Here is a 24,370-nt window from a genome sequence, read left to right as displayed (position 1 = left end):
AGTCATCTTTTTTTGTTTTGGCTGCTGTTGGTTTTAGAATTGCTCTTTGAGGATAAATGATCTTGTAATGACAAATACGTTTGAATAGTAAATAATATAGAAGAGAAAAAATACCGAAAAAGAAAGGATAAGAAATGTTTAAAATTGGGTATCGAACATTAAAAACAGCGGTTGGTGCAGCTTTAGCAATAGCTATTGCTCAAAGCTTAGGATTGACTTTTTACGCATCAGCTGGGATTATTACCATTTTATGTGTCCAAAAAACACGTCGGCGCTCTGTGCAAATTTCTTGGCAACGATTTTTAGCATGTATGATTGGCATGGCCTATGCCGCAATTACTTTTGAATTAATCGGTTATCATCCATTAGCTGTCGGGCTATTATTGATTTTGTTTATTCCGACGGTAGTTCTGCTCAAAGCTCAAGAAGGTATTGCGACGAGCTCTGTCATCATTTTACACTTATATGTTTTATCGGAAGTTTCCGTAGCGATTATTTTAAATGAATTTGCACTTATTATTATCGGGATTGGTATGGCGTTATTAATGAATGCGTATATGCCTAGCGTCGAGAAGACACTTGAAGCAATTCAAGCTGATATTGAAAGTAATTTTAGTAAAATCTTTCAACAGTTTGCTATTTATTTAAAAGAGGGAGACAGTAGTTGGGACGGAAAGGAAATCACAGAGACTGCAGAGCTTTTAAAAAGAGGAAAAGGCATCGCTCTTCAAAATGTTGAGAATCACTTATTACGTTATGAGGACCAATATTATCATTATTTTAAAATGAGAGAAAAGCAATTTGATATTATTGAACGAATGATGCCTCTTATTTCATCGTTAGATCATACAGTTATTCAAGGAGAAAAAATCGCCGAATATTTAGAGGAACTAAGTGAAGCGGTACGACCGAGTACGGGGCCTATCGATTTTTTACATCGTTTAAACGAGCTTCAAGATCAGTTTAAAGAAATGGAGCTACCAAGGTCACGTGAAGAATTTGAAATACGTTCTGCTCTATTTTCGTTCGTAAAGGAAATTGAACAGTATCTAATAATAAAAAGGCATTTCCGAGTTGAAGAAAAATAAATATAGCTGTTTTACTAACGACTAACCAACAAACCAACAAACCAACAAAGTATAAGTCAGTATCACTTATCGTAAACTAAGGGAAAAACTAGGAGGGAGCTAAAATGGCGTCTAAGATCTTATTAATATTGATGTTAAGTATTTCTCCGATTTGGCCGCTTGGTGAAAATCCGTTAGTCGGTGATCCTTATATAATTATAAATAAATTAAGTAATGAAATGGCTTTTATTGTCGATGGTCAAGTGGACACAGTGTATCAAGTTGCAACAGGGAAAACAGAAGAGTTGACGCCAGAAGGTGAGTTTACAATTATCGTAAAAGCGATAGATCCTTATTATCGCAAAAAAAATATTATTGGTGGTGCGAAAGAGAATCCGTTAGGGACAAGGTGGATTGGATTCGATGCTAAAGAAACGGATGGCAGAATATATGGCATTCACGGAACGAACGATCCGAATTCAATTGGTATGTATTTAACGGGCGGTTGTGTACGGATGTTTAATGAGGAAGTAGAAGAGTTATTTTCAAAAGTACCTCTTGGAACTAAAGTATATGTTACAAAAACAGATCAAGACTTTAATAGTTTAGGAAAACAAAAAGGTGCAATTTTGGAACAATGAAAAAAAGAAGGTGACTAAAAGGAAGATGTCAGTCAATAAGTACTGAGACTATAGTGAAGCGAAATCACTTTATAGTAGCTAACTGACAGACTCTTATGTCACCTTCTTTTTATTTCATTTTTAGAAAAACATTGCTGCTCCAGTAAAGATCGTACCTAGAAGCATTGTAATTATCATGATATAAACGATAATTTTACGGTATTTTCGGGGCATGATTATAACCTCCCAAATAATTTCTCTTTAATATTTTACTGTGATTATTAAAATAATACAACCCTTATGGCAAAACGTTTTAAGTTTTTCTATTCGTTTGCAAAGGAAGGAAGGATTTAAGCACTATTATCGAGAATTATTTAAAAAATTCGAAAATTGGGGGAGTTTATATTGAAAAAAGAAGTAGTTATAAATCGCTGGATTGAGGCAACAAAGGAACTGTTAGAGATAAATGGTGAATTTAGTGGTGAAACGTTAGAGGGGATAATGGAAAAAGTAACAAAAGAAAAAATGGCAGAACCTAAAAAGATCGATCATATTGGTATTGCAGTTAAATCGATTGATGAAACATTACCGTTTTACGTGGAAAGCTTAAAACTAGAGCTTAAAGGAATTGAGGAAGTAGCAACTCAGAAAGTGCGAGTCGCTTTCTTGTCTATAGGGGAAGCAAAGATCGAACTATTAGAGCCGATAAGTGATGATAGTCCTATTGCGCAATTTATTGAGAAAAAAGGGGAAGGAATTCACCATGTAGCCCTTGCGGTGGATAACATTAAGGAACGACTGAATGAATTGAAGGAAAATGGAGTTCGCTTAATTCATGAATCTCCAGTTCCAGGAGCGGCTAATGCTCTTGTTGCATTTTTACACCCTAAAGCAGCTCAAGGGGTTTTATATGAATTTTGTGAAAAGAAAGAGTAGAGAGAATTTTACCAGAAACAAGTTCAGTGGTAAAATAATAGACGAGAGAAATAAAATAGGTTTATTGGAGGCATTTACATATGGTAAACAAAGAACGTTTAGTAAGTGAATTTTTAGAACTTGTAAAAGTCGATTCAGAAACGAAATATGAAAGACAAATTTGTGACGTATTAAAAGAGAAGTTTTCTGCATTAGGGGTTGAAGTGATTGAAGATGATACGACTGAAAAATCAGGTCACGGTGCTGGGAATTTAATTTGTACGTTAAAAGGCAATGAAACAGATGTAGATACGATTTATTTTACAGCTCATATGGATACGGTTGTTCCTGGCAATGGCGTAAAACCCGTTCAAGAAGACGGCTATATTAAAACAGATGGAACGACGATCTTAGGAGCAGATGATAAAACAGGAATAGCAGCAATGCTTGAAGCAATTAAAGTGTTAAAAGAAGAAAATATTAATCATGGAACGATCCAATTTATTATTACAGTCGGCGAAGAGTCAGGATTAAAAGGAGCAAAAGAGCTTGACCCTGCGATGATTCAAGCTAAATATGGTTATGCTTTAGATAGTGATGGTAAAGTAGGTAATATTATTGTTGCTGCACCAACTCAAGCAAAAGTACAAGCGAAGATTTTTGGCAAAACTGCACATGCAGGTGTTGCACCTGAAAAGGGAGTTTCAGCAATTACGATTGCCGCTAAATCGATCGCCAAAATGCCTCTAGGACGCATCGACCATGAAACGACAGCAAATATTGGTCGTTTTGAAGGGGGCAGCCAAACGAATATCGTTTGTGATCGTGTTGACATCTTAGCAGAAGCACGTTCTCTTGTTCCTGAAAAAATGGAAGCACAAGTAGCAAAAATGAAAGAAGCTTTCGAAACGGTAGCGAAAGACATGGGGGGTAGCGCTGAAGTGGAGATTGACGTGATGTATCCAGGCTTTAAGCATGCCGATGGAGATCACCTTGTTGAAGTTGCAAAACAAGCAATTACGTCGATTGGACGCACTCCTGAGTTAAAAACAAGTGGTGGCGGAAGCGATGCTAACATTATTGCCGGTCACGGAATTCCAACTGTTAACTTAGCTGTAGGATATGAAGAAATCCATACAACAAATGAGCGAATGCCGATCGAAGAGTTAGAAAAAACAGCAGAACTAGTTATTGCAATCGTTCAACAAGTAGCTAAAAAATAATTTTCTTAAGCTAATTTAAGTGCCACGTTACGTGGATCTTGAATTAGCTTTTTTGTTGGCTAGTTGGTTAGTGGTTTGTTGGTTTGGTCCGTAGTGTTGTGTCATGTAGGTTTTGTATGAAAAAAGAGCGAGTAATTTCCTGAACGAGCCTCTAAAATTCGCTAGAAGTTTAAAGCGAAGAGAGGGAAATTGCTCGTTCTTTTACACATCAGATTGTGACGGATACCGTCATAAGGGTTTAGTATGAAAACAAATATCTTTGACAGTTTGATTTACATAGTACTATTTTCATAATTTAATTTAGTAAAAATGTAGTTTTTATAAATATTATTAGATTTCCTTACTTTTCCTATGGTAAAATATTGAATAAGTGGAAGTTTATAAGACAAATGGGGAAGAGGATCGGATATGACTAATAAAATAAATCCACATTTAGTGATGAATTATTTTCGCGGAGTTGCCAAAGCTGTTGAAGAAGATTGGCAAAAAGCAGCTCAATCTGTCGGTTTAACTCAAGCGGAACAACATACGTTATGGGTTATCTTTTTCGAGGAGCGTGCTTCAATATCGACTATTGCGAAATATGGTTTATGGGATCGTTCAACGGTGATGCAAGTTGTCAAAAGATTAAAAGAAAAAGGATTAGTTTATATTGAAAAAGATGAAAAAGATTTACGAGTTTCATATGTTTTGCTGACTGAAGAAGGGAAAAAGCGGCGAGCAAAGTCGAGAGAGGCTAATTATGACTTTTTGAAGTTTATTGAAAAGCAAAGCGTAGAAGATCGAGAAGGATTTATTAATTTAATAAAGTTTTTAGAGAAGATTAATAGGAACTATTATGGTGATGAATTTATAGAGTGGGTTGAAAAAACGGAAGAGAAAGAGAAGAAATAAATAAAGTTTAGCATAACAATGGTTCATATTTTGACGAAAATACAAAAACACTTTTGAAAAACATAAAATTCTCATAGAGTAAGGGCATAAAAACGAACGATTATTAAATAGGTTTTAATTATCGTTCGTTTTTCCTCTTGCTTTTTTTTCGTTATTTTTGTAAGATAGTATAGGTTGAAAAAGTATTATATGAATTTTTAGAATAAACAATTTAAGTTTAATAGATTAGTTACGATGACAACACAAGGAGGACATAACGTGATGAATAATTATGATGTAATTGTAGTGGGGGCTGGTCCTGCAGGAATTTTCACGGTGTACGAACTTTTAGAACAAAAACCGGAGTTAAATGTTCTATTTATTGATAAGGGGCACTCCATTTACAATCGTAGATGTCCAATAAATGAAAAGAAGATCGAGAAATGTCCACCACCAAAAGGAAGAAAAGATTTTTCAGGTTGTTTACCGGCATGTTCAATTACAGCTGGTTTTGGTGGGGCTGGTGCTTATTCAGATGGAAAATTTAATATAACAACAGCGTTTGGTGGTTGGATGCAAGAGTATTTACCACCGTCACAAGTACTTGAATTAATCCAGTACGTTGATTCGATTAACTTAAAACACGGAGCACCTGAGGAAAGTACAGATCCTACAACTACGGCCGTACGAGAAATTGAGCGTAAAGCGATGGGAGCAGGTTTAAAGCTATTACGTGCGATTGTTAGACATTTAGGAACAGAGAAAAACTTAGAAATTTTAACAAGCATTTATGAGTTTTTAAAAGATAAAGTAGAAATGCGTTTTCGAACGGAAGTCGAAGATATTATGACGGAAAAGACGAACGATGGATTTAAAGTTACTGGAATTGTTCTGAAAAACGGTGAAGAAATAAATGCTGATCAAGTAGTCATCGTTCCTGGTCGAGATGGTTCTGAGTGGCTAGGGAACTTATTAAAAAAACGTGATTATCGTATGATTAATAATCAAGTTGATATCGGGGTTCGCGTTGAAACTTCTGATGTCATTATGGAAGATATTAATCACCACCTTTATGAAGCGAAATTCATATACAACACATCAGTAGGAACGACGGTAAGAACGTTTTGTTCAAACCCGTCAGGTCACGTCGTCGTTGAAAATCATAGTGGAGTGATGACCGCAAACGGCCACGCGTACAAAGATCCGAAGTTAGGTAGTGAAAACACGAACTTCGCTTTACTCGTTTCTCATACGTTCACTGAACCTTTTGACCAACCGATTTCTTTTGCGAAAGAAGTTTCAAAACGTGCCAATGATTTATCTAGCGGTTCAGTTATTGTACAAAAGTACGGTGATATTTTAAAAGGGAGACGTTCTACCACAAAACGTATTAATGAAGGGTTTTTAGAACCGACATTAAAAGAAGCGGTTCCAGGTGATTTAGGACTTGTTCTACCATATAATACGATGAAAAGTCTAATTGAAATGATGGAAGCCCTAGATCACGTAACACCTGGGATTGCCTCAGAGCACACATTGTTTTATGGCGTAGAAGCTAAGTTCTACTCAGCTAGACCGATTTTAACGAAAGACTTTGAAACTCAGATTTCAGGTTTATATGCTGGCGGTGACGGTGGAGGCGTAACTCGCGGGTTAGCCCAAGCAGGTGCTAACGGTGTCCATATTGCGCGCGCGATCATTAAAAAGCGTGCAGAACAACTTCAACCTGTCATGAGTTAAATAATTTAATGATTTTCATAATTCAATATTATCTCCATAAAGTATCTATATGTAGTTGTGTTAAGTCGTTCGTAACTGCATATAGATTGATATGGCTTAATTTAGGTAATTGTGAAATTCACTCAATTAATAGAAAAATTAATAGTGAAAATTAGAAGCTCTGCATTTAAATATGTAGAGCTTTTCTTATATACTGGAGTTGGTTAGTTGGTTAGTTGGAAAGTTGGAAAGTTGGTTAGTTGGTTGGTTAGTTGGAAAGTTGAAAGTTGGAAGGGAAGCCCAGGTCACGGCGAAGAGAAGGGAATTGTCCACCTTTTCCATATTAGATAGTGACAGTGTAACGTCATGAAGCTTTTATATATAGATAGGAAAGTATGTAGGAAAGGTTTTCAGAAAGGAGGTAGTCATGAAGCAATTTTACCCAAAAGATGGACGAGTCATTTTTCATGTTGATATGAATAGCTTTTATGCTTCCGTTGAAGTTGCTTATGACCCTACCTTAAAGGGAAGGCCAGTGGCTATTGCTGGAAATGCGAAAGAAAGACGGGGAATTATCGTAACGAGTAGTTACGAAGCACGGGCGAAAGGTGTGAAAACGACGATGCCTATATGGGAGGCAAAGAAGCTTTGTCCGTCGTTAGTCATAATGGAACCCAATTTTGACCGTTATCGGAAAATGTCATTACAAATCTTTGATTTATTAAGAGAATTTACACCGTTAGTTGAACCGGTATCGATCGATGAAGGTTATATGGATATAACTGAATGCTACTCACTAGGTACGCCTTTAGAGATTGCAAATAAAATTCAATCTCGTCTATTAAAAGAGTTAAACTTACCTTGTAGTATCGGAATTGCTCCGAATAAGTTTTTAGCGAAAATGGCTAGTGATATGAAGAAGCCGTTAGGAATTACAGTTTTACGTAAACGTGAAATAAAAAATGTTTTATGGCCATTAAAAGTAGGAGAAATGCACGGGGTTGGTAATAAGACGGCAGAGAAGCTTAATAAAAAAGGAATTATGACGATTGGTGATTTAGCCTGTTGCGACGTTGCGAAGTTAAAGCTCTTTTTGGGTGTTAATGGTGAAAAAATTTATGAGCGTGCCAACGGAATTGATCGGCGTCATGTGGACCCAAATGCTGTTTATGATTTTAAAAGTATTGGAAATTCCACGACACTATCAGCTGATACGAAAAATATTGTAAAAATTAAAGTAGTGCTATCGAACATAGCCGATTCAGTGGCAAGAAGAATGTCACGAAAATCAGTTTGTGCCGAGACAATTCAAGTGACGATACGTTATTCAGATCGTAAAACAGTGACACGGAGTCATACTGAGTTAAATCCTATTGATAGTCAGGCAGAAATTTATAAAATTGCCTTATATCTTTTTACGAAGCATTGGAACAAAGAACCGATCCGCCTTTTAGGAGTGACAGCGCAACAGTTGGTTGAAAAAAAGACCGCCTATAAACAACTAGATTTGTTTCATTATGAAGAAGATGTAAAAAAATATGAGCTGACAAAAACGGTCGATGCCCTAAGAAATCGTTTCGGTGAAGAAGCTCTTTTGAAAGGTTCACAAATCTCAGCAAAAAAAGAAGATCGTTTTACTGATAAAAAGAAGCGTGGCACTAGTTTGGAAAAAGATTTCTTTTTTGAAGACCGACAAAAAGATGAATAACTTTGGTCAAATAAAGTTAAGGCTATACCATAAACTACATGGTTAGCTTTTTTGTTTTATCAAAACTTTATAAGTTCAATAGGTTTAATGAATTTCATAATTAATGCTTCTCGCGACTAAGATCAATATATAGTTGCGTCAAAACCCATTCGCAAACTATATATTGCATTGCATAATGTGGCTCATTTTTGGTAATTATGAAATTCACTCAGGTTAGAAAAATTAAGGGTTTTTATATGATTTGGTAATAATTCGAGTTTACTTAATTACTAAACAAAACTAGTTTATGTTCCGATAAAGTAGATAGAAGGAACGTGGGAGTGTGAACGTATGCAAATTAACAATCAGGCTGTTTCTAGCCAAGTAAATACCCATGAAAAACCCCTTGAACTGAAAAAGGGCGAAATATATCGCGCAACTATAAAAGAAAGAAAGTCTCGAGATGAAGCTACGTTACAAATTCGTGGTCGAGAAGTTCAAGTGAAGTTTGACGCCAAGGCTCCAACACAAGATCGAGTTACAGTTCAAGTTGCAGGGGAGTCAGAAGGAAAAATTCAAGTGAGAACGATCGCAGAGGCTCCTAGAAATACATCTGCCGCTCCACAAACAGAACGAACAAATACAGATCAAGCGTTACGCAGCTTAGGGGTTAGTAACCCTTCTCAACAATTAAGACAAGCTGCGCAAATGGTTTTAGATAAAGGGGTTCCGCTAACACGTGAATCCGTTCAAGATTTACGTGCCTTTGTTGAAAAAGAAAAAGGTACAGTACAACAACGCTTAAATACCGTTCAAGCGGTTGCGAATAAACGTTTAGAAGTAACGACGAATCATTTACGCTCCGTTCATGAAGCGTTACATGGACGCCCGTTAAATGAAGTGTTAACGAACATCGCTAAAGATTTAGATCCTAATTTTAGAATAACGAGAGAGCAAAGTGGGGCTAGGTCGGGAATTGAAGATCGTCCACAGGTTGAGCGAAGACCAAGTGAAAGCCGTCCAGTCCAAGAGCGTCCAGTGAGCGATCAAGTACGTCAAGTAAGAGAAGCTGTGCAACGCGAGCCGAATGTCCAACGCGCCATCGAGCAAGTGCGAAGTGAAGTGGTGAACAACCCACGAGTCGATCGTGAAGTGGCCCGCCAAGTCGACCGAGCCGTGGATGAGGCAAGAGCGTTACAACAAAGTGGACGCGAAGGGGCAGCGCGTGAACGAATGGTGCAGGCACTACAAACTGCAGAACGTGATATAACGCGAACAGAAGGAAGAAACGAACCACGACAAACTGTTGATCCGCGAGTGGTTGAAAGCCGTCCACAATCCGAACAAAGAGTACCAGAGAATCGCCCAGCCCAAGAACGTCCAGTGAGCGATCAAGTACGTCAAGTAAGAGAAGCTATTCAACGCGAACCGAACGTGCAACGCGCCATCGAGCAAGTGCGAAGTGAAGTGGTGAACAATCCACGAGTCGATCGCGAAGTCGCGCGTCAAGTCGACCGAGCGGTAGATGAGGCAAGAGCATTACAACAAAGTGGACGCGAAGGGGCAGCACGCGAGCGAATGGTGCAAGCACTACAAACTGCGGAGCGAGAAATAGCAAGAACGGAAGCAAGAAGTGAGACCCGCCCGCCAACGGATCCGCGAGTGGTCGAAAACCGTTCACAATCAGAACAAAGAGTACCAGAGAATCGTCCGACGCAAGAACGTCCAGTGAGCGACCAAGTTCGTCAGGTAAGAGAAGCTGTTCAACGCGAGCCGAACGTGCAACGGGCCATCGAACAAGTACGAAGTGAAGTGGTGAATAACCCACGAGTCGATCGCGAAGTCGCGCGCCAAGTCGACCGAGCGGTAGATGAAGCGAGAACTTTACAACAAAGTGGTCAACAGCGAGTTGCTCAAGATAGACTTGTTCAATCGTTACTCCAAGTTGAGAGAACATTAACTCAAACTCAACCATTGGTACAAAATTCACAAGCTCCATTGCAAAATCAACAAGAACAACAAGTAGTTAAGCCTACAGAAGCTCTAAAGCAAATGAAATCAACTGTTCAAAAAGAGGGGGATTTCCAAAAGGCCACTAGCGAGTTAAGGAACCAAATTGAACAAGCACCATTTGAACGCCCGACAAAAGAGCTCATTACAAAATCACTTGAAGAAGCGACGAGGTTACAAGATCAAGGACGTGAGTTAGCAGCTCGCCAACAATTAATGCAGTCATTTACAGCAGTAGAACCACAAGTAGCAAGGTTAGATCAAGCTATTCAACCTGAAATGCAGCAGTATTCGATAAATGAAGCTTTCCAAACGCAACAGTTAACTAGTAAAGATTTAATTGTTCAAACCATTACTGAGAAATTAGCAAAAGCACAGGCGGATTTCAAATCATTACAAAGAGAAATTACGAGAAACTTAGATAATATTCAACGCTTAACAGAAGCTTTTAAAAGCCAAGCACCTAAACAAGTAAAACCATTACTAGAAACGACGATCAAAAGATTAGACAATGCGATTTTAAAAAGTGAAATGATGCTTCTTACTGATATGAAAACAGAAAAAAGGCTGATGCAAGCAAGTAGTCAACTGGCAGAAGCGAAAAAACTTTTAAATAGAGGTAACTATCAAGAGGCGAATCGTATTGTTCAAGAAATAAAAACAATGATTGAAAAACTAGAATTTAAACCGTCAGATACGAAAGTGAAGCATTTTATTATGAAAGAAGAACAAAATCTTCAAAGCCGGCCACCTTCACAGCAGCTGTTACAACAGTTTGATGATCTTTCACGTCGACCGACCACGCAAGATTTTTCAGCACGACAAGCGTTTGAGTTAGTGCGAGGTCTCGGTTTAAATAGAGACAGTGAAGTTGCGCAAATGTTGGCAACTGGACGTCAAGGGGACGGTGAGCCAAATCAAAATATGAAAAATGCACTGATGCAGTTAATGAAAATGGAAGAAGAGCAAGGTCGTGTGTCACAACAGACGAACCAAGCTTTAGCAAACATAACTGGTCAACAATTATTAAGTAAATCTGATACAAATAGTAATCTTCAAAGTATGTTTTTTAATCTACCATTTTTGTTAGAAGATGAAGTTAGAGATTTGCAAGTATTCGTGAACTCTCGTAATGAGGGCGAAAAAGTTGATTGGGAAAATTGTAACCTTTATTTTCTAATCGAAACGAAGAAATTAGGTGAAGTCGGTATTTTAGTGACAGCAACGGATGGCAGTCTTTCGTTAACGATTAAAAATGACCAACCTCATTTTAAGGAAAGAATTGAGCCACTTGCAGAGCTATGTAGGGAAAATTTAAAAGAAGTTGGTTATAACATCGCAAGCCTTAACTTCACTAAATTAACAGCAGTACAGAAACCGGATTCAGAAACTAAGGAAGACCAAGAACACCAAGAAAAAATGACACCAACGTTTACTGAGAAAGGGTTTGACTTTAAAATATGATGATTTCTAAGCACTTTAATCAAAAACAACGTAAATCACTCAACGGTCCTAGTGCAGCAGTAATACGCTATGATGAAAACTCTAACCAAGGTCCACAAGTAGTGGCTCACGGAAAAGGTCAAGTGGCCAATCAAATTATTGATTTGGCAAAAAAAAATAATATTCATATGCAAGAAGATCCGATGCTCGTTGAAAATCTACTAGATATGGATTTAGGTGATAATATTCCACCACAACTATATGCGGTAATGGCCGAAATTTTATTGTTAATTGAAGAAATGGAGAAAAACTATTAAACTTTGACAAATTTCTACCGATAAAAAGATTAGATGAACGGAAAAAAGTTAGGAGGGTCATTAGTGACACTTATTTCAAAAGAAGCACTCCATAAAAAGTCCCCTCAAGAAATTACAGCACTATTATATGAAGCGTGCATTAATAATCTTGAAGACGCTAAAACAGCTATCAATGAAAAAGACTTTGTTTTAGCTAATGAAAAATTACAAAAATCAAATGATATATTAGAGCGCCTTGGTGGAGGTATAAATTATGAAGCTGGTATTATCGCCGATCAATTAGATACCGTCTACAATTATATGGCAGACCGTCTTGTTCAAGCGAACTATAACAAGGATGTAACAGCAATTGAAGAAGTTATCAAACTAGTAACTGAACTTTCTTCAGCATGGCACGAAGCGATGAAAAAAAGTAAAGATAGCCAACCAAAGACAATGAAACAAAAAGCTAATGCTTACGAGCAAATGGCAATATATGATAATTAATTTTTTAAAAGGGGTTAACTATAAATGAAAATTAATAATAACATTCAAGCTTTAAATGCTTATCGAAATTTAAATGCAAACCAATTTAACACGTCTAAAAACCTTGAAAAATTATCATCTGGACTTCGTATTAACCGTGCAGCAGATGATGCGGCAGGACTTGCGATTTCTGAAAAGATGCGTTCACAAATTCGCGGGTTAAAGCAAGCTGAAAGAAACTCGATGGATGGAATTTCGTTAATGCAAACTGCGGAAGGTGCACTAACTGAAGTTCATGCAATGCTACAAAGAATGCGTGAACTAGCTGTACAAGGTGCGAACGACACTAATACTGAATATGACCGTGAGCAAATTCAAAAAGAAATTGAACAATTAAAATTAGAGATTGATAGTGTTTCTGAAAAAACAGAGTTTAACACAAGAACATTATTAAATGGCTCAAGCGCAGTTTTAACTACGTTTAAAGAGGCAAATACAACAAATACAGCAAATTTGAAAGAGTTCCCAATGGTTATTGATCCTGCTTTGAAATCGGGTGACTATCGCCTTGACATTGAAGGTGTAAGTGAAGTTGTAAGAATTACTCAACCAGCTGCTGGAATAGGTAGTGCAGATGATGTGAGATTTGCTGATACAGGTGAGAAGAATGCTTTAGGAGAGTATACAATTAACATTCGTAATTATGATGACACAATTGATCCTAAAGGAGCAACAGTTGAAGTTGTAGGACCTAATGGTATACCTATTGAGAAGAAAGCTGTTGAAGTAGGTGAAGCCAATGGAACAGAAACAATTGGTGGTTTAGAGATTAACACTGAAAAAATAACTGGCGCTGGGACTGTTAAAGTTTCTATGGAAATGACCGCAAATTTTTCTGTGTTTTACAAAGAAGACAACGCGAACTTTGATGACTATGAAAGAATCGAGTTTAATAAGGAAATTACAACTCGAAATGGAATTGTTCGCCATGGTGGGTTAGAGTTTAATTTTGATAGTAGTATAAGTAACTCAAGTGATAGCACACCAGACCCAATTGATATAGCTAATGCAGAGGCTGATCTTGATACGGCTGCCGCTGACTTATTTGATCGTCAAACAGAATTAGTGGATGCGGAATCAGAATTAGAAGGTGCACAAACATTACTAGCGAGTGCGGAGGGTGATTTAGAGAATGCTAAAACAGCCCTTGATGCTGAAATAATTGAATCTGGAGTAAGTGATCCTCCTCCCGCTGCTGTAGTATCGGCTAAAGACGCCTTAATCGCTGCGATTGCTGCTGCTGATGGAGACCTTGACGATGATGATGTTGACTCAGCTCTTGCTGATTTTAATGCTGCAATAACTGCAGCTGGTGGAGAACCTACTAATACAGAATTAACACAATCAATAACAGATTTAGGTACAGCGCAAGCAGATGTTGCTACAAAGCAAGCAGCGTTCGATGACGCACAAACAGCTGTTGAAAATGCTCAAACAGCTGTTGAAAATGCTCAAACTGAATTGGACGGTGCTCAAACTTCGCTTGATAACTTACTTGCTTCAGGTAACACAACAGAATTCGCCCTAATCAACAATGCTCTAGCATTCCAAATCGGGCCGAACACGAATCAAAATGTAATGATCGATATTCCACAGCTTGATACAGTTCGTTTAGGAATTGAAAATGTAGATGTAACTACACAAACAGGTGCAAACGAAGCGATCTTTACTCTTGATGAAGCAATTAATGTTCTTTCTGATGTTCGTGCAAAACTTGGTGCAACACAAAACCGTATGGAGCACACAATTAACAATTTACAAGTCACTCACGAAAACTTAACGGCAGCGGAGTCGCGTATTCGTGACGCTGATATGGCTTTAGAGATGACTGAGTTTACTCGTAACAACATCTTAAATCAATCAGCAACAGCAATGCTTGCCCAAGCAAACCAATTACCACAAGGTGTACTTCAATTATTACAATAATAAAAACGATCGAAGAGGTAAGGTCTATTATGATCTTACCTTTTTTGTACTTGAAATTATTTACGATATAAAAGTTGGTTAGTAGTTAGTTGGTTGGAAATCTGAAAGTTGGAAAGTGATTGGTGAGTTTAATACAGATCGGTGATTGAATACCATAATGAGATAGTGATGGGTACCGTCAGGACTGTTTTGCATGAAAAAAGGCGAATGATATCGTGAACGAGCCTCTGAGATTCCAAAGAAGGTGCTCCTGCGGTTACTCGTCGCAAAGCAGCACGATGCCTATGCTAAGAAGAGTGACATGATGTGATTGAGGTCAGTAGCATCACGGCGAAGTGAAGGAAATCATTCGCCTTTTCCATTTTTACTATTTAGCTAGGGTGATTTATTAAAAAAGAACTAAAACAACAACTTTTGAGCAAATAGACCACAATTTTTAAAAGCAAAGTATGTTATAATTTATCCATAATTAAACGTTAAAGTGGTGAAAAAAGATGGACGTACAAAGAGTTGGACGAGCTAATATAAATAAAGCTGAGGCTAAAAAAACAGGGCCACAAGCGAGTGTTTCATTTTCAGAGCTAATGCAAAAAGGTCGAGATGAACAGGCGTATGCGAAGTTAGATAAATTAATGCGAGACATTGATGATCAAGGGAAAGTACTTTCTGAATCGCGGACGGTTGACGATCTCCGGAAATACAAAGCTCTAGTGAAAGAATTTATGGAAGATGCTGTTAAGTTAGGGCTTAGTTTGGAAGAACGTCGCGGCTTCAACCGCAGGGGTCGTACGAAAATTTATAAAATTGTCAAAGAAGTCGACCGGAAACTCCTTGATTTAACCGATGCTGTCTTAAAAAAAGAGAAAAAAGGTTTAGACATTCTCGACATGGTCGGCGAAATCAAAGGCCTAATCGTAAACATCTATGCCTAAGCCAACCTTTATTTTCATAAAAAAACCTCATGCGGCATTCCCGCTGTCACCATCTAATATGGAAAAGGCGGGTGCTTTCCCTCACTTCACCTTGACCTTCTTACGAATCTCAGACGTTCGTTCGCAAAAGCACCACCTTTTTCATACAAATTTGTTTTGGGATCTTTATAATGAACATCTATAGGTGAAGTTTTTGATAGATTTCTTAGATGTCTTTAATTATTGATTTAAGGGGCGAAAATAATCGCTCGAAAATATAAAACACCTCGAAGCGCTACTACCAAAAACTCAAAATTCAAAACTCAAAACTAAAAAAAGGGATCAACCAAATTCATTGGCAAATCCCTTTTTCTATTATCTAAACTTTTTAATCACTTTCCAACGGCTCATAAGGCTCAATTTCTTTAAAAATATACGTCTTTGTCGCATTCATGATCGGTTCAAAGTTTTCGAAAGCTGCAATTGGATGTACTTCCGCGATATTTAATGAATAAAAAGTTGCTTTATCTACTTTTAAACTGTAAATGTATTGATCGTCTAAATGCCCCGTGGCTTCGTTGTGAACTTGAGTGTAGCCAGAGATGATGATTGTATCGCAAGTTGGTAAAAGAGAAAAAACGTAGGAACATAAATGTAAAGCAGTCCCCCCAACCATGGTTGCATAATGCTCACGCATTTCTCGTTGAGACTTATTTTGCACCTTTAACTTCCCAGACTTTAAAATAGAAGCTTTATTTAACGGAATTTCCTCCATTTGTGGTAAATCTACATCTAAATAAACGGTATTAGCGGATAAGACGTTAAAAGAGACGTTCGTTTCAAGTGGAAAGTCTAAATCGGCTAAAAAGTCTTCTAACCATAGCTCCATCCCGTCAATATCACCTTCAACTATCTTTTCCACTAAATTTATTCGTTGTTGCTTCTGTTGTTCGATTTTTTCTTTTTCTCGTTCGTATTTCTCAGTATCTGTTTTATATTGTTCTTTGGCTTCTTTTTGTACATTATCTAAAAAGGCTTTTCGTTCTGATGGTAAAAATAACTTCAGCTTATTTAATATGCTTAGTTCTCCCATAGCCTCAGCTTTTAACTCCGAAAATATTTCTTTTTCGTTCGGTAATGGAAGGTCGAAAGAAATTGACTGTGTTGATAGTTGTTTAAGTTGCTGTGGTGTTCGCTCTTGAAATGTTTGTTTATGTAATTCAAGAAGCTTCGTCGTTTGTTCGTTAATTTCAGCTTCTTTTTGTTTATAGAGCTTTTGAATTTCATCGCGGTTTTCTCGCCTAATAAGACGTTCGATGTCAGGAGGTACTTTTTGGTCGTTTTCATCGACAATGACGACAGAGTAAGATTGTTTATCAAATTTTAAGGAGACGGATAGAGGCTCGTTGGTCGTAATATTGTTAGCTTTATGATGTCCTACACTTTTAGACCGCCGATTCGCCGATTTATCTAATTTTGTACGATAAGAAACACCACTTCCAGGAATACCGACATTTCCGTATAATCCGCGACGCCCTAAGGTTACTGAAGCGCCACGTCTTCCAACGGAGGTGCTAACTCCTCTTTTACTAATATTTAGACGTAATCCTGGTGCAACTCTTACCCTCTTTTGAAATCGAAAACTCATGATAAACACTCCCAGTTTTCTTATTGTTACTCTTATTGTACTAAAAGTTGCCGTATTTAATTATATAAATTTGTGATGGTTTAACGTTACCTTCTTTTATATAAAAGGCGGGCGATTTCCTTCTCTTCGCTTTAAAGCTACTGACCTCAATCACATCATGTAATGCTTCTTAGAGAATTCATCATACAACTTTGCGACGAGTAACCGCAGGAGCACCCTCTACCGAGTTTTAGAGGCTCGTTCAGGAAAGTCACCCGCATTTTTCATACAAAACCTCATGCCGGCCGCCACCATCTAACATGAAAAGCCGGGCGGGGGTCCTAGCCAACTAACCACTAACCAACAAACAAACTTATTTATTTACCAACCACGCTCATACGGCTTGGGGGCTTCTAGCGGGTCATTGATTTCATTAGCGAATGTTCTCGCTAAATAAGGATCACGTAAAAATGGTCGTGCAATAAAGATGAGGTCTGCTCGTTCGTTTCGTAATATTTCTTCAGCTTGATTACCAGTTGTAATTAGTCCAACTGCACCTGTTGGAATTTCAGCTTTCTCTCGAATAGTTTCTGCGTAGCGAACTTGGTATCCAGGGTAAACGTCCATTTTCGCTGGAACAACAGCACCAGAACTGCAATCAATAAGGTCGACGCCTTGTGCTTTCATTTTTTTTGCATAATCAACAAATACGTCAAGACTATTACCTTCTTCAGCATATTCATTTGCTGAAATTCGTACAAATAAAGGTCCTTCCCACACAGTGTTAACTTCTGCAATTGTTCGCTTTAAAAACTCATAACGCTTTTGTGGATTACCACCGAAAGCATCTTCTCGTTTATTCGTTAATGGCGAAAGAAATTCATTAATTAAATAGCCGTGGGCTCCGTGTATTTCGATAACGTCAAAACCGGCTTTTTTAGCTCGTTCGGCGCCTTTTTTAAACGCTTCAATCGTTTCTATTACTTGCTCTTCAGTCATTTCCTCAGGTGTTTTCATTTTTTCATTAAAAGGAATCGCTGATGGTGCGACGATCGGTCCTTCGACCATCGCTTTTCTTCCGGCATGAGCTAGTTGAATGCCGATTTTACCACCTAGTTCATGGACGTGATCAACTAGACGCTTTAAGCCTTCAACATGGGCATCATCCCAAATGCCGAGGTCTTGCTCAGAAATTCTCCCTTGAGGAGTAACAGCTGTAGCTTCAATGATAATTAAACCAACTTGTCCGATAGCCCGACTTCCGTAATGGGTAATATGCCAATCAGTGACATGTCCATCTTTATTATGTGACATGTACATACACATCGGTGCCATAACTATGCGGTTTTTTAAGGTGATATTTTTGAGCTTATAAGGTGAAAAAAGTAGTGAAGACATAGGTTTAACCTCCTTATTTCGTATATCTAAATAATACTTTTACTTTACCATAAATCATGGAAGATGTCAGAAGATACCCTAATTAAAATAAAGTTTTTAAATCATACTAAGACTAGGTTCAAATGAAAAGGAGCGATCTTTATGAATCATGTAAAGTCTGTTGGGATGAAATTTTTAGTATATAGTATTATTGTCTTATTTGTATTGCTTTTTTACGGGTTTTCGATTACTTCGTTACTTTTACTTTGTGCATTTTTAGCTGTAATTACGTATGTATTAGGTGATTTGTTTGTTTTGCCTTTAAGGGGGAACTTGTTTGCAACAGTTGCAGATGGGGTTTTAATTTTCCTTGTCGTTTTTATATGGACCGTCCCTAATTACGGGTTTTATTTCTCTTTATTGGCTGGAGCGCTGTTTATTGCGATCATAGCAGCTGTTTGTGAATGGTTTTTACACATTTATGTTATCGGAAGAGAGCTAAGAGACAGAGACAGGGAGCCGGTTTACGAATAAAAAAAGAAAGAGGGTGGGAAACCCTCTTTAAAGCCACAGTGTTGATGTGAAAAATATTAAGTTTTCTTCTGGAACATTTCTTGATTTAAATAAACGAGTAAAGAACGGCGTGTTAATATGCCATTAAATGAATCATTTTCATCAATCATACAAATAAACGGATTGTTGATTGACACTGCTAATGCTTTCGGAAAGTTCTCGTTCATATTCATTGTGGCGATTTTAGCTTCCATTACGTCACTTACTTTAAATTGATGAAGGCGATCAAGTTCGATTCGTTCAAGACCTAATATCGAATCTAAAATAGACGCTTTACTAATAACCCCGTGAAGTTTCGAATCCGTGTCTAATACGGGAATGGCTGTGTAACCAGATTTAACGAGTACTAATAATGCATGTTCTAAACTGTTATTTTTATGAACATGAGCAACTTCTTCAATAGGGATAATTAAATCTTTTAAGTTTTCATCTAAAAACGTGCAATTTTTTAATGTCTCAGTAATCATTATTATCACTTTCTTTTCATTTTAATTGTGAACACAGTGAACGATCTTTTACACAGTAGATGGTGACGAATAATCGTCATAAGCGTTTTGTATGAAAAAAGAACGAGTAATTTCCTGAACGAGCCTCTAAAATTCGTTAGAAGTTTACAGCGAAGAGAAGGAAATTGCTCGTTCTTTTACATGTTAGATGGTGACGATTATCTTCATGAACGTTTTGTATGAAAAAAGGTAATGCCCACTTATCTATACTAGAAGCCAGAAAAAAATTTGTCAACTGACAGCTGTCTCAAATGCAACTAGAGTTTCATGGTTAATTGTGCTTATTTTTGGGGAGAATTAATAAAAAGTTCTAAGGGGTGACATATGTGCATTCAAAGCAAACTGTAAAATATATTTGTGAAAAATATCCTTCTGGAAATAGTTATTATTATAAACAAGAAGTTATTACACATGATAACTGGGACAATTTAAATTCTTTAGCATGGTCTACACCGAGACCGATCTCAAAGGAAACTTTTTTAAAGCAGAAGAAGGCGGGATTTAAAGCGGAAGTGAAATACATAAATAAACAACCAGCGAAGGTAGTTTGTCTTCATATGCAGTAGGGCTATCCAATAAAGTCGGTACTTGCTTTCGCTGGACGGATCGTTACAGTTGACCCGTCCTTTACTGTAAAGCTCATCACTAAATCATTATAAAGTATGGTTTTCATTACTTCACCACCTACTCTTGCCAAAAATAGTCTGGCTTTTTCTCAATTTTACTTTGTAATAGGTGAGAAGCGGGAACGATATGAACTTTTTTCTGCTCAAAGTCCTTCACTGCTTCTTTCACTCCTTTGACGGTAGCTTCGCCTTTAACTCCGACATGTCCAATCGCAATTCCATGGCCTTTTCTTTCGGCAACTCTTATAAGCCTATGCATCTGCTTATAAACGTGTCTGCTTGAAGAAAGTGTATCATCTAAGAAAACATCTCGCATCGCCCACGGTACACCAAGTTCTTCGGCAAGCTTCGGTATGACAGACTTAGGGTTTGTCCCACTATCGATAAAATATAAATTGTTTTCTTTAGCAGTTTCTAGTATCACTCTCATAATTGCCTCATCTTCAACAATGAGTGACCCCATATGGTTATTCATTCCTTTAGCGTGTGGAACACTCTCAATGGCTTCGACAACTCTTTTTTTGATTTCATCTAAAGGCAAATCTTTTGTGATCGGTTTAGGCCCTAACCATGATGTTTTACCTTTTTTCGGTTGTAAAGGGAGATGGATCATTACTTCTAATCCTAAATCATGTGCTAACTCTGCTTGTTGTTTTGACTGATCTAAAAAGGGCATTACAGCGACTGTGATTGGAATATTTGCTTCAAAAAACTCATTTACGCCTTTCACTTTTCCACCGAAGTCATCAATGATAATTGCGACCTTCATTTCATTACTAATACTCTCGGCGTTAATAACAGTAGGGATTAGGACAGTACTTATACATAAAATTAATAAAAACAATTTCAACTTCATAATTTATCGTTCCTCCATTATTATGTTCTACTTATACTTTGTCCCATTATCACTATTTTTATCGTAAAGTTATCAGTCATTAAAATATAAATTAAAGGCGATCTTTGCAAATTCGACGTTTTTTTCTTCATAAAAAAATAAGCCTTTAGAGACAATTTTGTTTATCTCCAAAGACCTATTCATTTTCAAAAAGTAAGCGTAAGGGGAAGTAGCAGCTTGGCTACACTCCAAAAGAAAATACAACAATGAGTCAAGTCACGCTTTAATTATTTTCGAATATTAAATGCAGCATTTAGCTGTCCGCGCAGCATTTTTTCTCTAAGCTCTGTTTGACGAAGTTGTTTTTGTTCCATTTTTCTAATTTCAAATGTTTGCATACCGTCTTCCATTTTATTTGAAATATCTACAAGTCGTTCGACGTCTGTAAAGGAATATTTACGAGTACCTCCTTTAGTACGCTCTGGAAAAATTAATTTTCGTTCTTCGTAATAACGGATTTGTCTTTCTGATAAACCTGTTAACTCACTGACAACACCGATCGTTATTACCTTTTTCTCTTTATAAGACAAGTTTATCATCTCCTGTCTGCCAACGAATGCATTTGTATAGTAGCGCCTTTCGCTTTTCGCGCTAAGCCTTAGCTTTTGTGCAACGAATAGGCGTAGGAGCAACGCTATGCTCTTTTCCTATTTTAACTATAACATGATATTTACTTTTTATTGATGGATGTGTCAGGAAATCTATCACACTAAATTATACAATCATTTCCTTGAAAAACAGTAAATCTTAAAAAAATCTGCCTTCTATTACAAAATCTTTGATGTAATCGTCCATTTAAACGAAATTTGAAGCATATAAAGGATAAGGTGGCAGTTGCAGCTATGAATAGTAGGTGGTAAAATTTTAAATTATTAATTAATTGAGTGAATTTCATAATACGAATCAATTAGCCAGATCAATCTACATCTAGTGAGAACGATTTAACTCAGCTAGAAATGTAGCGTCCTAGTGGAGCGCTAAATAAGGATTTATGAAATTCATTAAATTAGATTTATGGTTCTGGAAAAAACTACAATTATGAGGTGGCTAAAAAAATATGAAGGTTTGTAAGTTCGGTGGAACATCTTTAGCGAGTGCAGAACAAATGCAAAAAGTAGCAAATATTGTGATGTCCGATGCTGAAAGAAAAATTGTTGTGGTTTCAGCACCAGGAAAACGTTTTAAGGAAGATACGAAAGTAACGGATTTATTAATTGCTTTAGGTGATAAGGCGCTAGCAAATGAGGACGTAACAGATGCTCTACAAAGAGTCGTTAGTCGCTACGAGCAAATTGCTAATGACTTAAATTTATCAAAAGATGTCGTTAATATTATTAAAGATGATTTACTTTCGAGGTTAGCAACAAAAGAAGAAGGCGAACAAAAGTTTAGTGATTTAATTAAAGCAAGTGGCGAAGATAATAATGCAAAGTTATTTTCCTATTATTTACAATCTTTAGGTGTCGATGCGAACTATGTTGATCCAAAAGAAGCAGGCTTGTTCGTTAGTAAAGACTATGGGAACGCACAAGTGTTACCTGAGGCGTACGATCATTTATACGAGCTCAGAAACAGAAAAGGTATATTAATCTTCCCAGGATTTTTTGGTTACACACCAGATGGAGAGCTTGTCACTTTTTCTAGAGGTGGTTCGGATATTACGGGGTCGATCGTAGCATCGGCTGTTGATGCAGAGCTTTATGAAAACTTTACTGACGTTGATTCTGTGTTTGTCGCTAACCCTAATGTCGTAGAAGATCCTGTTGAAATTGAAGAATTAACGTATAGAGAAATGCGTGAGTTATCATATGCCGGATTTTCAGTTTTCCATGATGAAGCCTTAATTCCGGCTTTCAAAAAAGGAGTTCCTGTATGTATTAAAAATACAAATAATCCAACGGCTAAAGGAACGATGATTGTAAACGAACGTAACTATTTAATTAATCCAATCATTGGGATTGCTAGCGAATCAGGGTTTAGTACAATCTATGTTCGAAAATACTTAATGAACCGAGAAGTCGGATTTGGACGCCACCTTTTAGAAATCATAGAGGATGAAGGGTTATCGTATGAACATATGCCTTCAGGAATTGATGATACGTCGATTATTTTAAAGGGTGATCAATTAACTCCAGAAATGGAAGAAAGAATTGTAGCTAGAATTAAAGAAGACCTCGATGTTGATGATGTTCATGTCGAACATGACTTTGCCATGGTGATGATCGTTGGAGAAGGTATGAAAGAGATGGTTGGCATTGCTGCTAAAGCTACGGAGGCGTTAGCCAATGTAGGGGTCAATATTTATATGATAAATCAAGGTTCATCAGAAGTAAGTATTGTGTTTGGTATAATTGATGCCGATGCTGATAAGGCAGTACAAGAGCTTTATAATAACTTCTTCGTTGAAACTAAAGACCCGGTTGCTTAGTAACGAGGCCAGAAGTGGAAAAATAAATATGCATTTAGGTAGGTATACGAATTCGTGCGACGATTCGTATACCTTTTTATGTTGAGTTTATGATTTTTCTTTCGATAAATTAATAATTAACTGCTTTAATTCTTTTACCTCGTCTTTCAATTCTTCGATATCTTTCTTTTCGTCAACATTGTCAGCAGCATCAACTTTTTCGACATTGCTAACAATGACCCCAATAAATAAGTTGAAAATAACAAAAGTTCCAACGAGTACAAATGAAACGAAATAGATCCAAGACCACGGTAGTTCGTGGAAAATTGGCCACATTACTCCGCTTGCCCACGATTCAAGTGTGACGACTTGGAATAGCGTTAACAGTGAAAGTTGAAGAGAACCGAAATATTCAGGTGCGACTTCCTGAAATAACATTGTGCCTATAACAGCGAAAATGTAAAAGATAATACTCATTAAAAGCATAATGTTTCCAAGTGCAGGAATCGTTAGTAGTAATGCATCTACTAATTTCCGTAAAGATGGTATGATTGATATGGCACGAAAAACACGAAGTACTCGTAAAATCCGTAATACAGTAACAAAGTGAGCACCCACAAAGATATGTCCTGCAGCGACAATTAAAAAGTCAAACCAATTCCAGCTGCTTTTAAAGAAGTCACTCAGTTTTCTTTCAGCAATCATTCTTAATACAATCTCAACGGTGAAAATCCAAATTAAAGCTTTATCTATTAAGAAAAATAATAGTTTATGAGACTCGTATATAGAGGGGTATGTCTCTATACCAACAACGATTGCATTAAAGATGATTAAGCCAAGAACTGTTCCTGTAAAATATTTATGTTGAACTAACTTAAATATTTTCTCGCGAATATAAGCAAGTTTTTTTCTATTAGTCATAGTTTTCCTCCACACAAAAGAGCTTTATTAAACACTAATGTTTATTCTACTAGATTTTTTAGTTTGATGGAATAAATATTGAAAGTTTTATAGAAGCGTCCGTCACCATCTTGAATGAAAAGGCGGATGATTTCCTTCTCTTCGAACACAAAAAAGACTCCTCATAAGTGTTTATCACATTGCCGGAAAATATATTGGCGTG

General features: G+C 37.1%; 23 protein-coding genes. 16 read left to right on the top strand and 7 right to left on the bottom strand.

The features are described 5' to 3' along the window. Positions 1-134: 134 nt before the first annotated feature. Together BKP35_RS03145 and BKP35_RS03140 are read left to right on the top strand one after the other, a co-directional pair. Positions 135-1,088, top strand: coding sequence for an aromatic acid exporter family protein (locus BKP35_RS03145; RefSeq protein WP_071311919.1), 954 nt, complete (start codon positions 135-137; stop codon positions 1,086-1,088). A 104-nt stretch (positions 1,089-1,192) separates the two neighbouring features. After that, the gene (locus BKP35_RS03140) at positions 1,193-1,708 is read left to right on the top strand and encodes a L,D-transpeptidase (protein WP_071311918.1); all 516 of its coding nucleotides are present in this window, start codon (positions 1,193-1,195) and stop codon (positions 1,706-1,708) included. 120 nt (positions 1,709-1,828) lie between these two features. Here the strand turns inward: BKP35_RS03140 and prli42 are convergent, their stop codons facing one another. Further along, positions 1,829-1,921 (bottom strand): stressosome-associated protein Prli42, encoded by a 93-nt coding sequence (gene prli42, locus BKP35_RS19355; protein WP_169819127.1) that lies wholly within the window; start codon positions 1,919-1,921, stop codon positions 1,829-1,831. A 171-nt stretch (positions 1,922-2,092) separates the two neighbouring features. Between prli42 and mce the strand changes: the two genes are divergently transcribed. The 11 genes from mce to BKP35_RS03090 all read left to right on the top strand — a co-directional run bounded on the left by mce (position 2,093) and on the right by BKP35_RS03090 (position 15,257). Then, positions 2,093-2,623, top strand: a complete 531-nt coding sequence (gene mce, locus BKP35_RS03135) for a methylmalonyl-CoA epimerase (RefSeq protein ID WP_337959629.1) — start codon at positions 2,093-2,095, stop codon at positions 2,621-2,623. A gap of 80 nt (positions 2,624-2,703) precedes the next feature. Then, on the top strand, positions 2,704-3,825 hold the full coding sequence (locus tag BKP35_RS03130; protein ID WP_071311917.1) for a M20/M25/M40 family metallo-hydrolase: 1,122 nt from the start codon (positions 2,704-2,706) through the stop codon (positions 3,823-3,825). A gap of 408 nt (positions 3,826-4,233) precedes the next feature. After that, positions 4,234-4,719, top strand: a complete 486-nt coding sequence (locus tag BKP35_RS03125) for a MarR family winged helix-turn-helix transcriptional regulator (RefSeq protein ID WP_071311916.1) — start codon at positions 4,234-4,236, stop codon at positions 4,717-4,719. Positions 4,720-4,980: 261 nt separating this feature from the next. Then, positions 4,981-6,438, top strand: a complete 1,458-nt coding sequence (locus BKP35_RS03120; protein WP_211274591.1) for an NAD(P)/FAD-dependent oxidoreductase — start codon at positions 4,981-4,983, stop codon at positions 6,436-6,438. A gap of 207 nt (positions 6,439-6,645) precedes the next feature. Continuing rightward, positions 6,646-6,768, top strand: a complete 123-nt coding sequence (locus BKP35_RS20035; RefSeq protein WP_281244172.1) for a hypothetical protein — start codon at positions 6,646-6,648, stop codon at positions 6,766-6,768. A 76-nt stretch (positions 6,769-6,844) separates the two neighbouring features. Continuing rightward, positions 6,845-8,125, top strand: coding sequence for a DNA polymerase IV (locus BKP35_RS03115; protein ID WP_071311914.1), 1,281 nt, complete (start codon positions 6,845-6,847; stop codon positions 8,123-8,125). Between the two features lie 330 nt (positions 8,126-8,455). Then, positions 8,456-11,578, top strand: a complete 3,123-nt coding sequence (locus tag BKP35_RS03110; RefSeq protein ID WP_071311913.1) for a hypothetical protein — start codon at positions 8,456-8,458, stop codon at positions 11,576-11,578. Next, positions 11,575-11,874: an EscU/YscU/HrcU family type III secretion system export apparatus switch protein gene (locus BKP35_RS03105; RefSeq protein WP_211274581.1), complete on the top strand. Its 300-nt coding sequence runs from the start codon at positions 11,575-11,577 to the stop codon at positions 11,872-11,874. The genes BKP35_RS03110 and BKP35_RS03105 overlap by 4 nt, the downstream gene beginning before the upstream one ends. Before the next feature lie 63 nt (positions 11,875-11,937). Then, positions 11,938-12,360: a flagellar export chaperone FliS gene (gene fliS, locus BKP35_RS03100; protein WP_245741840.1), complete on the top strand. Its 423-nt coding sequence runs from the start codon at positions 11,938-11,940 to the stop codon at positions 12,358-12,360. Positions 12,361-12,384: 24 nt separating this feature from the next. Then, positions 12,385-14,325, top strand: coding sequence for a flagellin N-terminal helical domain-containing protein (locus BKP35_RS19910; RefSeq protein WP_245741837.1), 1,941 nt, complete (start codon positions 12,385-12,387; stop codon positions 14,323-14,325). Between the two features lie 494 nt (positions 14,326-14,819). Then, positions 14,820-15,257, top strand: coding sequence for a YaaR family protein (locus BKP35_RS03090; protein WP_071311911.1), 438 nt, complete (start codon positions 14,820-14,822; stop codon positions 15,255-15,257). Between the two features lie 367 nt (positions 15,258-15,624). Here the strand turns inward: BKP35_RS03090 and BKP35_RS03085 are convergent, their stop codons facing one another. Both BKP35_RS03085 and namA read right to left on the bottom strand, forming a co-directional pair. Then, positions 15,625-16,884 (bottom strand): DUF4236 domain-containing protein, encoded by a 1,260-nt coding sequence (locus BKP35_RS03085; protein WP_071311910.1) that lies wholly within the window; start codon positions 16,882-16,884, stop codon positions 15,625-15,627. Positions 16,885-17,244: 360 nt separating this feature from the next. After that, a complete protein-coding gene (gene namA / locus BKP35_RS03080; RefSeq protein WP_071311909.1) occupies positions 17,245-18,261 on the bottom strand; it encodes an NADPH dehydrogenase NamA in 1,017 nt (338 codons plus the stop codon). Positions 18,262-18,402: 141 nt separating this feature from the next. Here namA and BKP35_RS03075 point away from each other — a divergent pair, with 141 nt between their 5' ends. Continuing rightward, entirely contained in the window at positions 18,403-18,774 is a 372-nt protein-coding gene (locus tag BKP35_RS03075; protein WP_071311908.1) for a DUF2512 family protein, read from the top strand. A 56-nt stretch (positions 18,775-18,830) separates the two neighbouring features. On the opposite strand, the gene cbpB is transcribed toward BKP35_RS03075, so the two are convergent. Next, the gene (gene cbpB, locus BKP35_RS03070; RefSeq protein ID WP_071311907.1) at positions 18,831-19,280 is read right to left on the bottom strand and encodes a cyclic-di-AMP-binding protein CbpB; all 450 of its coding nucleotides are present in this window, start codon (positions 19,278-19,280) and stop codon (positions 18,831-18,833) included. A gap of 365 nt (positions 19,281-19,645) precedes the next feature. On the opposite strand from cbpB, the gene BKP35_RS03065 reads away from it, so the two are divergent. Next, the gene (locus tag BKP35_RS03065) at positions 19,646-19,885 is read left to right on the top strand and encodes a hypothetical protein (protein WP_071311906.1); all 240 of its coding nucleotides are present in this window, start codon (positions 19,646-19,648) and stop codon (positions 19,883-19,885) included. Between the two features lie 118 nt (positions 19,886-20,003). Here the strand turns inward: BKP35_RS03065 and BKP35_RS03060 are convergent, their stop codons facing one another. Both BKP35_RS03060 and BKP35_RS03055 read right to left on the bottom strand, forming a co-directional pair. Continuing rightward, positions 20,004-20,801 carry a divergent polysaccharide deacetylase family protein gene (locus tag BKP35_RS03060; RefSeq protein WP_071311905.1) on the bottom strand — a complete coding sequence of 266 codons (798 nt, stop codon included), beginning with the start codon at positions 20,799-20,801 and terminating at the stop codon, positions 20,004-20,006. Between the two features lie 266 nt (positions 20,802-21,067). Then, positions 21,068-21,370, bottom strand: coding sequence for a MerR family transcriptional regulator (locus BKP35_RS03055; RefSeq protein WP_071311904.1), 303 nt, complete (start codon positions 21,368-21,370; stop codon positions 21,068-21,070). 527 nt (positions 21,371-21,897) lie between these two features. On the opposite strand from BKP35_RS03055, the gene BKP35_RS03050 reads away from it, so the two are divergent. Next, positions 21,898-23,268 carry an aspartate kinase gene (locus tag BKP35_RS03050; protein WP_071311903.1) on the top strand — a complete coding sequence of 457 codons (1,371 nt, stop codon included), beginning with the start codon at positions 21,898-21,900 and terminating at the stop codon, positions 23,266-23,268. Between the two features lie 87 nt (positions 23,269-23,355). On the opposite strand, the gene BKP35_RS03045 is transcribed toward BKP35_RS03050, so the two are convergent. Next, positions 23,356-24,168: an ion transporter gene (locus tag BKP35_RS03045; protein WP_071311902.1), complete on the bottom strand. Its 813-nt coding sequence runs from the start codon at positions 24,166-24,168 to the stop codon at positions 23,356-23,358. Between the last annotated feature and the right edge of the window lie 202 nt (positions 24,169-24,370).

The organism is Anaerobacillus arseniciselenatis (genome assembly GCF_001865995.1).
Classification (GTDB): Bacteria; Bacillota; Bacilli; order Bacillales; family Anaerobacillaceae; genus Anaerobacillus; species Anaerobacillus arseniciselenatis.
This window is presented reverse-complemented; position numbering and strand designations above follow the sequence as displayed.